The organism is Caballeronia sp. GAFFF2 (genome assembly GCF_023631485.1).
Taxonomy (GTDB): Bacteria; Pseudomonadota; Gammaproteobacteria; order Burkholderiales; family Burkholderiaceae; genus Caballeronia.
Genome location: NZ_JALQDA010000012.1, coordinates 131,417 through 145,767, shown reverse-complemented (window position 1 = coordinate 145,767; position 14,351 = coordinate 131,417). Strand labels below are relative to the sequence as shown.

Sequence of the window (14,351 nt, the reverse complement as noted above, 5' to 3'; positions counted from 1 at the left end):
GGTCCGTGTCCGCTTACATCAGCTTGGCGGCCGAGGCGGACTTCGCCGCCGCGCCGTTGCCGCGCGAGGACGAAGCGCCCGACGAAGCCTGCGGACCATTGCCCGCGTTCTGCTGGATGATGCGCGCGATTTCCTGATCGGCTTGATCGCCGTACTTGTCGAACACGTTGGTCTGATAAACCGTGTTCGGCGCCTGGCCGAGCTGGCCGCCTTGTTCATCCTTGATGGTCACGTCGACATCCATCGACAGGCCGATACGCAACGGATGCTGCTCCAGTTCCTTCGGATCGAGCGCGATACGCACCGGCAGCCGTTGCACCACCTTGATCCAGTTACCGGTCGCGTTCTGGGCGGGCAAAAGCGAGAAGGCCGAACCCGTGCCGGCCGAGAAGCCGACGACCTTGCCGTGATAGACCACGCTCGAACCGTACAGGTCGGCCGTCAGATCGACCGGCTGGCCAATGCGCATGTGCTTGAGCTGCACTTCCTTGAAGTTGGCATCGACCCACACGCCGTTGAGCGGCACGATGGCCATCAGCGGATTGCCCGGCGCCACGCGCTGGCCGACCTGCACCGAACGCTTCGCGACATAACCCGTCACCGGCGCGGGCAGCGTGTTGCGCGCGTAGTTGATGTACGCGTCGCGCACCTTGGCGGCGGCGGCAAGCACGTTCGGGTGATCGGCGATCGTCGTGTTCGAGGTCAGCGAACGGTTCGACGCGAGTTCCTGCTGGGCCGAGTCGAGCGCCGCCTGCGCGCCGCGCACGGCGTCGCGAGCGTGCGAGATTTCTTCCAGCGATACCGCGCCCGTTTGCGCGACCGTCATGCGGCGGCGCAAATCGTCCTGGGCACGCGAGAGGTCGGAGCGACGCAGCGCGATCTGCGCTTCGTACTGGTTGTTGTTGACGAAGAAGGTGCGTACCTGACGCACGGTCTGCGCGAGATTCGCTTCCGCCTGATCGAGCGCGACCTTCGAGTCGGCGGGATCGAGCGCGACGAGCGGGTCGCCGACCTTCACCGTCTGGGTATCGTCCGCGTTCACCGAAATGACCGTGCCAACCACTTGCGGCGTGATTTGCACGACGTTGCCGTTCACGTAGGCGTCGTCTGTGGACTCGTGAAAGCGCGCGACGAGGAAGTAGTAAAGGCCGTACGCCACGGCGGCGATGATGACGACGAGCACGATCAGCGTCATGAGCACGCGGCGTTTGCCGTTGCGCTGCTTGGGCGCGGGAGCGGCGGCGGCTGCGGCGGCGTTTTGTTGAGGGTCGCTCATTGAAGGCTCCGAATGTTTCGTATTTATCTTGATGCGTGTTCTTGTACTTGGGCGCGGCTCAGTTCGACTGCGCCGGTTGGCTTGCCGTCTGTTGCGTGCCCTTGGGCTGTCCGCTGCCGTCGATCGCAAGATTCGAATCGGTCGCGTCGAATCCGCCGCCGAGCGATTTGATCAGCGCGATCTGCAGGTCGCTGCGCCTCAAGCGCAGATTGGTCACGGTCTGCTCGTTGGCGAGGCGGTTCTGGTCGGCCGTCAGCACTTGCAGTTGCGGCGACAGCCCGGCCTTGTAGCGGATCACCGCGAGCTCGTAGGCGTTCGACGCCGCCGCGAGCGCGCGTTGGGCGTCGCCCATCTGACGGTCGAGCGAGCGGATGGCCGAGATATTGGTCGCCACGTCGTTCATCGCGTTGATGAGCGTCTGATTGTAGTTGGCGACGTCGCCTTCGAAGTCGGCGTAACGGCCCTTCAACTGGGCGCGCAGTGCGCCGGCATCGAAGATGGGCAGATGGATGGCCGGACCGGCCTGGACCTGACGGCTGCTCGAAGTGAGGAAGCGGCCCCAGCCGAACGCGTCGAAACCGAAGCCCGCGGCGAGGTTGATGTCCGGGAAGAACTCGGCCTTCGCTTCCTTGATGTTGTGCGTTGCCGACTCGACCTGCCAGCGTGCCGCGACGATGTCCGGACGGCGCGCGACGAGGTCGGCGGGCACGTTGTCGGGCAGCGCGACGGTGACGTTCGAATTGATCACCGGATTGGCGATCTGCAGGCCGCGATCCGGACCCTTGCCCAGCAGCGCCGCGAGCTGATAGCGCACCGACTCGATTTGGCCGTCGAGTTCGCTGAGGTTGGTCTGGCTCGTCGCGGTGTTGCCTTCGGCGGTGCGGCGTTCCACGTTGGTATCGAGACCGGCGGTTACGCGTCCGTTCGTGATGCGGCCGACGTTCTCGCGATTCGAAATCTCGCGCTGGGTGACATCGCGCAGTGCGTAAAGCAACGCAAGCTGGTTATATGTGCGCGCCACCGACGCCGCGAGCGTCACGCGCGCCTGCTGCATGTCGGCCTCGGCCGCCTTTTCCAGCGAGACCGCTTGATTCAAACGCGCGCGATTCTTGCCCCAGAGGTCGAGATCCCACGACGCGCTGGCAAGCACGTTGTTCTCGCTGAACCACGTTCCACCGTAGGGCGGCGGGAACAGCGCGTTGGCGGAGTAGAGCTCGCGAGTCCACGAATACGAACCGTTGACCTTAGGCGACAGCGCCGAACGCGAGGTTTCGATATACGACGATGCCTTTGCAATTCGCGATTGCGCCTGCGCAATGCTCGGATTGTCCGCGAGCGCTTCGTCGATGAGTTGCGGCAATTGCGGGTCGCCGAACTGCTTTGCCCAGTCGAGCGACGGCCACTGGCCGCCTTGTCCCGGCACGCTTTGCGTGGCGCTGTAGTTGTCGGGTGTGGCGATCGTCTTGTCGCTCGAAATGCCCGAATAGTTCGCGCATCCGGCGATTGCCAGCGCGGCGGCGGCGGCCGCCAACGCGGTCTTCGCGCTTCCCGGCAGCCCAATGCCTCGGAGCGCCGGCAAGGATAGGTGTTTCATCGCTCGTCTCTTGAGATGAGAATTAAAGATGGACGTTGCAATCATTTTTTTTGCGCCGCAGCGGCGAATTTGCTTGTCATCGCAATGACGTCGCAGGCTTGTCGTTCGCGTTCAACGCGTGGGCCGCAGCGGAGTCGCACGAGTTTGCCAGTACGCGTCGCAGCATGCTCTTGAGAAAGCCGACTTCCTCGGGCGTGAAGCCTGCAAGAAGATTGTCCAGGACGCTCGTGAAGATGGCGGGCACTTGTTCGGCCATCACGCGGCCGTCTTCGGTGAGCGCGAGTCGAACCACGCGCCGGTCCGCCTCGCTGCGCACGCGTGACAGCAGGCCGCGCTTCTCCAGCCGGTCGATCAGACGCGTGACCGCGCTTGCGTCGATACCGTACTCACGTGCAATATCCGCCGCCGTCGCGCATTTGCCCACCGCCAGCATGAACATAATGCTCGCCTGCGTTCCGGTAATGCCGAGCTCGGAGGAGGTGTGCTGCGTCACCATGTTCCACATGGTCGAGCGCACCCGGCTGATGAGGTAGCCCACGCTTTCGCTCAGGACGTAATCGCCGATGCCAGCGGGTTTTGGAGCCTCACTCATTGTAAATTCTTGTGCGGTCGCAATAATTGACTAGGCAGTATTATAGGTAGGGCAACATGTCGCTGCAAGAATCTTTTCCAAGAACGCTTAATAATCGGCCGGGGCGGCCCGCCGCACTAAGCCAAGCGCGTTTTTCACATAGATGACGCGGCGGCGGCGCAACATCGCAATTACGGGTCGCGGCCTATTGTCAGAAAGTGACTTCCGTGCGTGCTATAATTTACGGTTCTCACCGCGCCGGGACCGTGATTCACATGCAACTGCGCCGACTGACGAGCCGTCCGAAGTAACGAGCCAAGTACCCGCGAAGTACAAGACGAAGTACCCGCGAAGTACAAGAACTACGTCCAAAAGACATAATCCGGACGGAATGCAGCGCACAAGGAACTTGCGCGCTGCCGGACAAGCTCAGTCGGAACAGCATTGCGTCAAAGACGGCCTGCCGAGCCACGACGCCTCCTTATCCAGAATGTTCTGGATGGACTCAGGCCTGCTTCGACGGCGCATAACCAAGATACCTTCTATGACTCGCGCCCTACGCAATATCGCAATCATCGCCCACGTCGACCACGGCAAGACCACGCTCGTCGACCAGTTGCTCCGTCAATCGGGCACGTTCCGGGAAAACCAACAGGTCGCCGAACGGGTCATGGACTCGAACGACATCGAAAAAGAACGTGGCATCACGATCCTGGCGAAGAATTGCGCGGTCGAATACGAAGGCACGCACATCAATATCGTCGACACGCCGGGACACGCCGACTTCGGCGGTGAAGTGGAGCGTGTGCTCTCCATGGTCGATTCCGTGCTGTTGCTCGTCGACGCCGTCGAAGGCCCGATGCCGCAAACGCGCTTCGTGACCAAGAAGGCGCTCGCGCTCGGTCTCAAGCCCATCGTCGTCATCAACAAGGTGGACCGTCCGGGCGCGCGTATCGACTGGGTGATCAACCAGACGTTCGATCTGTTCGACAAGCTGGGCGCGACCGAAGAGCAGCTCGACTTCCCGATCGTCTACGCGTCGGGCCTGAACGGCTATGCCGGTCTCGACCCGGAAGTGCGCGAAGGCACCATGCGTCCGCTCTTCGAAGCCATTCTGGAACACGTGCCGGTGCGCCCGTCGGACCCCGATGGTCCCCTGCAACTGCAGATCACTTCGCTCGACTACAACTCGTATGTCGGCCGTATCGGCGTGGGTCGCGTGGCGCGCGGCCGTATTCGCCCGGGCATGCAAGTGGCCGTGCGTTCGGGTCCGGACGGCGCGATCATCAATCGCAAGATCAATCAGGTGCTGTCGTTCCACGGCCTCGAGCGCGTGCAGGTCGAGGAAGCGCAGGCGGGCGACATCGTGCTGATCAACGGTATCGAGGAAATCGGTATCGGCGTGACCATCTGCGCGCCGGAAAATCCCGAAGCGCTGCCCATGATCACCGTCGACGAACCCACGCTCACGATGAACTTCCTCGTGAACTCGTCGCCGCTCGCGGGAAAGGAAGGCAAGTTCGTGACGAGCCGCCAGATTCGCGACCGTCTCACGAAGGAACTGAACCACAACGTGGCGCTGCGCGTGAAAGACACGGGCGACGAAACCACGTTCGAAGTGTCGGGTCGCGGCGAACTGCATCTGACCATTCTGGTCGAGAACATGCGCCGTGAAGGTTACGAACTCGCCGTGTCGCGCCCGCGCGTGGTGCTGCAAGAAATCGACGGCGTGAAGCACGAGCCGTATGAAAACCTGACGGTGGATATCGAAGACCAGCATCAGGGCGGCGTGATGGAAGAACTCGGCCGTCGCAAGGGCGAAATGCTCGACATGACGTCCGACGGCCGTGGCCGTACGCGTCTCGAATACAAGATTTCGGCGCGCGGTCTGATCGGTTTCCAGAGCGAATTCCTGACGCTTACGCGCGGGACGGGTCTGATGAGCCATACGTTCGACTCGTACTCGCCGGTGAAGGAAGGTTCGGTCGGCGAACGTCGCAATGGCGTGCTGATCTCGCAAGACGATGGCGCCGCTGTCGCCTACGCACTGTGGAAGCTGCAGGATCGCGGCCGCATGTTCGTGACGCCGGGCGACGCGCTGTACGAAGGCATGATCATCGGTATCCATAGCCGCGACAACGACCTGGTCGTGAACCCGATCAAGGGTAAGCAGCTTACCAACGTGCGCGCATCGGGTACGGACGAAGCCGTGCGTCTCGTGCCGCCGGTTCAGCTGTCGCTGGAATACGCGGTCGAGTTCATCGACGACGACGAACTCGTCGAGGTGACGCCGCAGTCCATCCGCCTGCGCAAGCGTCATCTGAAGGAACACGAGCGTCGTCGCGCGAGCCGTGAAGGCGCAACCGACTAATGCGTTCGTTCGCATGCAAGTGACAAAGCCGCCTTCGGGCGGCTTTTTTTATCTCATCGCTAAAGCTTCCGAAAGTGCTGCCGACGCGCGCGCAATAACATCGCTTGCTTATCGCGCGAATGCCCGCACATCTGCGTTGCAGAAGGGCGAAGCCGAGGCTCCAAGGTGCGACCACCTGTCATATGACGATTGGTTCTGTGCTATGCTAATCGGATTAGCTGTCGCTTTTTAGGTCCTTCCAAGCAGACTTGATTCGCGCAATCCGCTAAACGGTCAGGCCGTGGCGCGGAAGGTTTCTTAACCCGCACTTCCTCGAGAAACTCGAAGAAAGGTGAGCGTAAAATGATGAAGCAATTCCAGTCGAACTCCTATTTGTTCGGCGGTAACGCTCCGTACGTAGAAGAACTGTACGAGCAATATCTAGACAACCCGGCGTCGGTCCCCGAGACTTGGCGTACCTATTTCGACGCGCTTCAGAACGTGCCAGCATCCGACGGCACGGCTCAGAGCGACGTGGCTCACGGCCCTATCGTCGAATCCTTTGCGCAGCGCGCGAAGTCCAACGCCTTCGTTCCTCGTGAAGGCGGCGGCGAAGATCTCGCCACCGCGCGCAAGCAGGTCTACGTCCAGTCACTGATCGGCGCATATCGCTTCCTCGGCTCGCAACTGGCCGACCTCGATCCGCTCAAGCGCCGCGAGCGTCCGCATATTCCTGAACTCGAACCTGCGTTCTACGACTTCACCGAAGCCGACATGGACCAGACGTTCAGCGCCACGAACCTGTATTTCGGTTTCGAGCGCGCGAGCCTGCGCGAGATCGTCAAGGCATTGCGTGACACGTATTGCGGCAAGATCGGCGCCGAATACATGTACATCAGCGACCCCGAACAAAAGCGCTGGTGGAAAGAGAAGCTCGAGTCGACGCGCTCGACGCCCAACTTCTCGAACGACAAGAAGAAGCACATCCTGAATCGCCTGACGGCCGCCGAAGGCCTCGAGCGTTTCCTGCACACCAAGTACGTCGGTCAGAAGCGCTTCTCGCTGGAAGGCGGCGAGAGCTTCATCGCGTCGATGGACGAAGTCGTCCGTCACGCAGGCGCGAACGGCGTGCAGGAAATCGTCATCGGCATGGCGCACCGCGGGCGTCTGAACGTGCTGGTCAATACGCTCGGCAAGATGCCCGCCGACCTCTTCGCCGAATTCGAAGGCAAGCACGTCGATGACCTGCCGGCTGGCGACGTCAAGTATCACAAGGGTTTCTCGTCGGACGTCTCGACCGATGGCGGCCCGGTTCACCTGTCGCTCGCGTTCAACCCGTCGCATCTGGAAATCGTGAACCCGGTGGTCGAAGGGTCGGCGAAGGCGCGGATGGATCGCCGTGGCGACGAAGAAGGCCTGCAAGTGCTGCCGGTGCAGATTCACGGCGACGCCGCTTTCGCGGGCCAGGGCGTCGTGATGGAAACGCTGAACCTCGCGCAGACGCGCGGCTACGGCACGCACGGCACGCTGCATATCGTCATCAACAATCAGATCGGCTTCACGACCTCGGACCCGCGCGACTCTCGCTCGACGCTGTACTGCTCGGACGTCGTCAAGATGATCGAAGCGCCGGTGCTGCACGTGAACGGCGACGATCCCGAAGCCGTGGTGCTCGCCACGCAGCTCGCGATCGACTTCCGCACGAAGTTCCATAAGGACGTGGTCGTCGATATCGTCTGCTTCCGCAAGCTCGGTCACAACGAGCAGGACACGCCGGCGGTCACGCAGCCGCTGATGTACAAGACCATTGCCAAGCATCCGGGCACGCGCGCGCTGTATGCCGAAAAGCTCGTGCAGCAAGGCGTCATCACGCCCGAAGTCGCGGACGAATACGTCAAGGCGTACCGCACGGCAATGGACGAAGGTCACCACACCATCGACCCGGTGCTCTCGAACTATAAGAGCAAGTACGCGGTCGACTGGGTGCCGTTCCTGAATCGCAAGTGGACCGACGCGGCCGACACCGCCGTGCCGCTCGCCGAACTCAAGCGGCTGGCCGAGCGCATCACGACGATCCCGGAAAACTTCAAGGTGCATCCGCTCGTCGAGCGCGTGATCAACGATCGCCGCGCCATGGGCCGTGGCGAAGCCAAGCTCGACTGGGGCATGGGCGAGCATCTCGCGTTCGCGTCGCTGGTCGCGTCGGGTTATGCGGTGCGTCTGACGGGTCAGGACTCGGGCCGCGGCACGTTCACGCACCGTCACGCGGTGCTGCACGATCAGAACCGCGAGCGCTGGAACGACGGCACGTACATTCCGCTGCAGAACATTGCCGAAGGTCAGGCCAAGTTCTCGGTGATCGACTCCGTGTTGTCCGAAGAAGCCGTGCTCGGTTTCGAATACGGTTATTCGACCGCCGAGCCGAACACGTTCGTCGCGTGGGAAGCGCAGTTCGGCGACTTCGTGAACGGCGCGCAAGTCGTGATCGACCAGTTCATCTCGTCGGGCGAAGTGAAATGGGGCCGCGTCTCGGGTCTCACCATGCTGCTGCCGCACGGCTACGAAGGCCAAGGTCCGGAGCACTCGTCGGCGCGTATCGAGCGTTTCCTGCAGTTGTGCGCGGATCACAACATGCAAGTGGTGCAGCCCACCACGCCGGCGCAAATCTTCCATCTGTTGCGCCGCCAGATGATCCGCTTGTTCAGAAAGCCGCTGATCATCGCCACGCCGAAGTCGCTTCTGCGTCACAAGGAAGCCGTGTCGGACCTGTCGGAACTGGCGAAGGGTTCGTTCCAGCCGGTCATCGGCGAAGTGGACGAAGCCATCGACGCGAAGAAGGTCAAGCGCGTGGTCGTCTGCTCGGGCCGCGTGTATTACGACATCGTCGCGCATCGCCGCGAAGCGAAGAGCAACGACGTCGCCATCGTGCGTATCGAGCAGCTCTATCCGTTCGCGCACAAGCAGTTCGACGCGGAACTCAAGAAATACGAGAACGCGACCGAAGTGGTCTGGGTGCAGGACGAGCCGCAGAACCAGGGCGCCTGGTTCTACATCGAGCACCATCTGCGTGAAGGCATGAAGGACGGCATGAAGCTCGCATATAGCGGCCGTCCGGCTTCGGCTTCGCCCGCGGTCGGTTATTACGCGAAGCACTACGAGCAACAAAAGGCGCTCGTGGAAGGCGCGTTCGGCCGCCTCAAGGGCGCGCAGGTGATCGCGAAGTAACACGGCTTGACGGGACCGCGCGGGCAAGGCTCGCCGGTCCCGTACGCGAAACGCGCATCGAATGCGGCGTCAGGTCGCCGTGCATCGCGTCGCTCGCATTCATACAGACACGTATCAGGACAAAACAGAAATGGCTATCGTAGAAGTCAAGGTTCCCCAGCTTTCGGAGTCGGTTTCAGAAGCGACCATGCTGCAGTGGAAGAAGAAGCCGGGCGAGGCTGTCGCCCAGGACGAAATCCTCATCGAAATCGAGACCGACAAGGTCGTGCTCGAAGTGCCCGCACCGTCCGCCGGCGTGCTGGCGCAAGTCATCAAGCATGATGGCGATATCGTCGCCGCCGATGAAATCATCGCGAAGATCGACACCGAAGCCAAGGCCGGTGAAGCACCGGCCGCCGCCGCCGCTGGCGACGCGGAAGTGAAACCGGCGCCCGAAGCCGAGCCTGCCGCCGCATCGGCTGCTGCTCCGGCGGCCGCGCAAGGTTCGGCGCAAGCCACGGGCGGTGCCGCATCGCCTTCGGCCACGAAGATTCTGGCCGAGAAGGGCGTATCCGCGGACCAGGTTGCAGGCTCCGGCCGCGACGGCCGCATCACGAAGGGCGATGCACTCAGCGCTTCGGCATCCTCCGCTGGCGCGCCCGCCAAGGCTGCTGCTCCGGCGCCCGCCGCCGCACCGGCTCCGGCTGCCGCACGCGCCGCGAAGCCGTCGCTGCCGGACGTGAAGGCGCCCGCATCGGCGGATCAGTGGCTCAAGGATCGCCCGGAACAACGCGTGCCGATGTCGCGTCTGCGTGCGCGTATCGCCGAGCGTCTGCTCGAATCGCAGCAGACCAACGCCATCCTGACGACGTTCAACGAAGTCAACATGGCGCCGGTCATGGATCTGCGCAACAAGTACAAGGACCGCTTCGAGAAGGAACATGGCGTGAAGCTCGGCTTCATGTCGTTCTTCGTGAAGGCCGCCGTGCACGCGCTGAAGAAGTTCCCGCTCGTGAACGCGTCGATCGACGGTAACGATATCGTCTATCACGGTTACTTCGACATCGGTATCGCGGTCGGTTCGCCGCGTGGTCTCGTCGTGCCCATTCTGCGTAATGCAGATCAGATGAGTCTCGCCGACATCGAGAAGAAGATCGCCGAATTCGGTCAGAAGGCGAAGGACGGCAAGCTGTCCATCGACGAAATGACGGGCGGCACGTTCTCAATCTCGAATGGCGGCGTGTTCGGCTCCATGCTGTCGACGCCTATCATCAACCCGCCGCAGTCCGCGATTCTCGGCGTGCACGCCACGAAGGAACGCGCCGTGGTGGAAAACGGCCAGATCGTGATCCGCCCGATGAACTATCTGGCGCTGTCTTACGATCACCGCATCATCGACGGCCGCGAGGCCGTGCTGTCGCTCGTCGCCATGAAGGACGCGCTGGAAGATCCGGCTCGTCTGCTGCTCGACCTGTAAGCGTAGAACGCATGTTGCCCTGGTGCGCGCGATAGGCTCGCGCGCACCGTGAAGGGCGTCTCCGCATGAGCGGAGTCATATCAAGGGAAAGTCATGTCCAAGGAATTTGATGTCGTCGTGATCGGCGCGGGCCCCGGTGGCTATATCGCGGCCATTCGCGCAGCGCAGCTCGGCAAGTCGGTTGCGTGTATCGAGAAGTGGAAGAATCCGGCGGGCACGCTCAAGCTCGGCGGTACGTGTCTGAACGTGGGCTGCATTCCGTCGAAGGCGCTGCTCGCGTCGTCGGAAGAGTTCGAGAACACGGCGAAGCATCTGGGCGATCACGGCATCAGCGTGTCGGACGTGAAGCTCGATGTCTCGAAGATGCTCGCGCGCAAGGACGGCATCGTCGAGAAGATGACGAAGGGCATCGAGTTCCTGTTCCGCAAGAACAAGATCACGTGGCTCAAGGGTCACGGCAAGTTCGCCGGCAAGACCGAGGCCGGCGTGCAGATCGAAGTGTCGGGCGAAGGCGAAACGGAAACGGTCACGGCGAAGAACGTGATCATCGCCACGGGTTCGAAGGCGCGTCATCTGCCGAATATCCCGGTCGACAACAAGATCGTCGCCGACAACGAAGGCGCGTTGTCCTTCGACGCCGTGCCGAAGAAGCTCGCCGTGATCGGCGCGGGCGTGATCGGTCTGGAACTGGGTTCGGTGTGGCGCCGTCTCGGCGCGGACGTGACCGTGCTCGAAGCGCTGCCGCAGTTCCTCGGCGCAGCGGACGAAGCGCTCGCGCGTGAAGCCGCGAAGCAGTTCAAGAAGCAGGGCCTCGACATTCACCTCGGCGTGAAGATCGGCGAAGTGAAGACCACGGAGAGCGGCGTTTCCATCGCGTACACGGACAGCACGGGTAATGCAAAGACGCTGGAAGCGGACCGCCTGATCGTGTCCATCGGCCGCGTGCCGAACACGGACAATCTCGGTCTGGAAGCAATCGGCCTGAAGGCCAACGAGCGCGGTTTCATCGACGTGGACGAACACTGCGCGACCGCCGTGCCGAACGTGTACGCAATCGGCGACGTGGTGCGCGGCCCGATGCTCGCGCACAAGGCGGAAGACGAAGGCGTGGCGGTGGCCGAGATCATCGACGGTCAGAAGCCGCATATCGACTACAACTGCATTCCGTGGGTCATCTACACGGAACCGGAAATCGCGTGGGTCGGCAAGACCGAGCAGCAACTCAAGGCGGAAGGGCGCGAGTTCAAGTCCGGCCAGTTCCCGATGATGGCCAATGGCCGCGCATTGGGTATCGGCCGTGCGGATGGCTTCGTCAAGATGATCGCGGACGCGAAGACCGACGAGATTCTCGGCGTGCATATCATCGCGGCCGACGCGTCGGACCTGATCGCGGAAGCCGTGGTGGCGATGGAGTTCAAGGCGGCCGCCGAAGACATCGGCCGCATTTGCCATCCGCATCCGTCGCTTTCCGAAGTCATGCGCGAAGCGGCGCTCGCAGTCGATAAACGCGCGCTGAACATGTAAGTTCGCCGGGTCTGGAAGGACCCGGTCGGACTCGGCCCGGCTCGGCCGGCATCGCAACGAAGGCGAGCGGATCAAACCGTTCGCCTTCGTCACATTCAACGGCATCAGCGCTACAAGCCGCATCATGAACGTCACCGAATACTACGAAAACGAGCTGCGCACGCGGGGCTATCGATCGGACGAGGCGCAGCTCGCGGCGGTCGCGCGGCTGCAGCGCTGTTACGACGAATGGATCTCTTATAAGTCGCGCCGCTCGAACGCGATCATGAAGTTTCTCGTGCATCCGGAGCTGCCGCGCGGCGTGTATCTGTGGGGCGGCGTCGGGCGCGGCAAGAGCTTTCTGATGGACAGCTTCTATGCGGTCGTGCCGGTGCAGCGCAAGACGCGTTTGCATTTTCACGAGTTCATGCGCGAGGTGCATCGCGAACTGGAAGACCTTAAGGGCCAGGCCGATCCGCTCGACGAACTCGCGCGGCGCATCGCGAAGCGTTACCGGCTGATCTGCTTCGACGAATTCCACGTCTCCGATATCGCCGACGCGATGATTCTTTATCGCCTGCTCGATCGCCTCTTCACCAACGGCGTGCAGTTCGTGATGACGTCCAATTACGAGCCGGACACGTTGTACCCGGAAGGCCTGCATCGCGACAGGCTGCTGCCGGCTATCGAACTCATCAAGAAGCATCTCGACGTCCTGAATGTCGATGCCGGCACCGACTATCGCAGACTGACGCTTTCGACCGTGCAGGCCTATCACACGCCGCTCGGCGCAGCCGCGGATAAAGCCTTGCGCGACGACTTCGCGAAGCTCGCCGCCGTGCCGGACGAAAGCCCGCTGCTGCATATCGAGAAGCGCGAGCTCAAGGCACTGCGTCGCGCGGACGGCGTCGTCTGGTTCGATTTCGCGACCTTGTGCGGCGGACCGCGTTCGCAAAACGATTACCTCGAACTCGCGAGCCGCTTTCACGCCGTGATTCTGTCGGACGTGCCGCAGATGTCGCCGCGCATGGCATCGGAAGCGCGTCGCTTTACGTGGCTCATCGACGTGTTCTACGACCACAAGGTCAAGCTGCTGATGTCGGCGGCGGTGCCCGCCGAAGACTTGTACGTGGAAGGACCGATGGCCAATGAATTCGCGCGCACGGTATCGCGCATCGTGGAAATGCAGTCGAAGGAATATCTGGAGTCGCCGCGCCGTCTATCGGATATCTCACTGACCTAATACCGAGAAACCAAAAATAGCCGTTCAGCCAATTGGCGTAAGGCTTGTCGGGCTTTTTCAAGATTAGGAGGACTCTTATTTCCCCGCTTTGGTGCGCTCGGTATCGTTGCCGGGTACAGTAAATTGGAGAAATTAACGTGAAGCCCTACCGCGACATGTCCGACGAAGAATGGCAAATGGTGGCGCCATTGCTCCCCGAGCTGAGGCCGCGTTCCGAACTGCGCGGTCGGCCGCTCGCCAACACCCGCGCCGTGCTCAATGGCGTGCTCTGGGTCATGTATAGCGGCGCGTCGTGGTCCACCATGCCGCGCAAATACCCGTCGTATCAGACGTGTCACCGGCGCTTCAAGGCGTGGCACGAATCGGGCGTGCTGCTGCGCGTGATGACGCAGTTGTTCGGCCCGGCAGGCGAGTCCCTTTACGCGTTGATGACTTCTCGCATGCGCGTTCCGGCAGAGCTTCCATCGCTCATGGAAGAGAGCGTCGAAGCGGAACGCCGCGCTGCGTGACATCGGCCACGTGCGAAGCGTCTGCAAAGCGTCTGCAAAGAGGATGCAAAACGAAAACCGGCCTTGGCCGGTTTTTTCATTTGAGCGAGATCACTGACGCAACCATGTCTGCGAGCGCCCCAAGAGTGACACGCCGATATACCCGCGCACCACGAGTTTCTGTCCGCCGTCCTCGAGCTTCATCTTGCACTTGTAGAGCTTGCCGTTTTCAGGGTCGAGAATCTGCCCGTCTTCCCAGGTGTCGCCGTTCTGCCTAAGACCGGTGATGATGGTCATGCCTTTCACCAGTTGATCGCGCCGCTCGTCGGTGCAGGCCGTGCAGCGCCGCTCCGGATGATCGAATTCGCCGATGCCGCGCACCACGCGTCCCGACAACTGGCCGCTGCCGTCGTCGACGATCTGAATGATCGCCTTCGGCTTGCCCGTGGCATCGTCGATAGTCTGCCATGTGCCAACGGGCGTAGGCGCTTGCGCAAACGCGCTTGCCGCCGACAACGCGAAGAGCGCAGCGGCGCATGCGCGGCTGATCGCACGCTTCATAGGGTGTCTCCTTTTTCTAATCGTCATCCCGCGCGCTGGTACGGCGGGTCGCGTCAGCATACGAGAAAGCCGTATTTGCGTCTG

10 protein-coding genes are annotated in these 14,351 nt (G+C 62.0%); 6 read left to right on the top strand and 4 right to left on the bottom strand.

The genetic code is table 11. From position 1 onward, the window contains the following. Positions 1 to 13: 13 nt before the first annotated feature. The 3 genes from NCT04_RS08770 to NCT04_RS08760 all read right to left on the bottom strand — a co-directional run bounded on the left by NCT04_RS08770 (position 14) and on the right by NCT04_RS08760 (position 3,462). Entirely contained in the window at positions 14 to 1,276 is a 1,263-nt protein-coding gene (locus NCT04_RS08770; RefSeq protein ID WP_244825400.1) for an HlyD family secretion protein, read from the bottom strand. A 58-nt stretch (positions 1,277 to 1,334) separates the two neighbouring features. After that, on the bottom strand, positions 1,335 to 2,870 hold the full coding sequence (locus tag NCT04_RS08765) for an efflux transporter outer membrane subunit (RefSeq protein WP_250465034.1): 1,536 nt from the start codon (positions 2,868 to 2,870) through the stop codon (positions 1,335 to 1,337). A gap of 76 nt (positions 2,871 to 2,946) precedes the next feature. After that, complete coding sequence (locus NCT04_RS08760) at positions 2,947 to 3,462, bottom strand: MarR family winged helix-turn-helix transcriptional regulator (protein ID WP_250465033.1); 516 nt, start codon at positions 3,460 to 3,462, stop codon at positions 2,947 to 2,949. Positions 3,463 to 3,985: 523 nt separating this feature from the next. On the opposite strand from NCT04_RS08760, the gene typA reads away from it, so the two are divergent. The 6 genes from typA (at position 3,986) to NCT04_RS08730 (ending at position 13,727) form a co-directional block, all read left to right on the top strand. After that, the gene (typA, locus tag NCT04_RS08755; protein ID WP_244825397.1) at positions 3,986 to 5,812 is read left to right on the top strand and encodes a translational GTPase TypA; all 1,827 of its coding nucleotides are present in this window, start codon (positions 3,986 to 3,988) and stop codon (positions 5,810 to 5,812) included. A 342-nt stretch (positions 5,813 to 6,154) separates the two neighbouring features. Then, on the top strand, positions 6,155 to 9,016 hold the full coding sequence (locus NCT04_RS08750) for a 2-oxoglutarate dehydrogenase E1 component (protein WP_244825396.1): 2,862 nt from the start codon (positions 6,155 to 6,157) through the stop codon (positions 9,014 to 9,016). A 130-nt stretch (positions 9,017 to 9,146) separates the two neighbouring features. Then, complete coding sequence (gene odhB, locus NCT04_RS08745) at positions 9,147 to 10,472, top strand: 2-oxoglutarate dehydrogenase complex dihydrolipoyllysine-residue succinyltransferase (RefSeq protein WP_250465031.1); 1,326 nt, start codon at positions 9,147 to 9,149, stop codon at positions 10,470 to 10,472. 93 nt (positions 10,473 to 10,565) lie between these two features. Next, positions 10,566 to 11,996, top strand: a complete 1,431-nt coding sequence (gene lpdA / locus NCT04_RS08740; RefSeq protein WP_244825394.1) for a dihydrolipoyl dehydrogenase — start codon at positions 10,566 to 10,568, stop codon at positions 11,994 to 11,996. Between the two features lie 124 nt (positions 11,997 to 12,120). Beyond that, complete coding sequence (gene zapE, locus NCT04_RS08735) at positions 12,121 to 13,218, top strand: cell division protein ZapE (protein WP_244825393.1); 1,098 nt, start codon at positions 12,121 to 12,123, stop codon at positions 13,216 to 13,218. A gap of 137 nt (positions 13,219 to 13,355) precedes the next feature. Then, positions 13,356 to 13,727 carry a transposase gene (locus NCT04_RS08730; protein ID WP_244825392.1) on the top strand — a complete coding sequence of 124 codons (372 nt, stop codon included), beginning with the start codon at positions 13,356 to 13,358 and terminating at the stop codon, positions 13,725 to 13,727. Positions 13,728 to 13,817: 90 nt separating this feature from the next. Here the strand turns inward: NCT04_RS08730 and NCT04_RS08725 are convergent, their stop codons facing one another. After that, positions 13,818 to 14,267: a DUF2147 domain-containing protein gene (locus NCT04_RS08725; RefSeq protein ID WP_244825391.1), complete on the bottom strand. Its 450-nt coding sequence runs from the start codon at positions 14,265 to 14,267 to the stop codon at positions 13,818 to 13,820. Between the last annotated feature and the right edge of the window lie 84 nt (positions 14,268 to 14,351).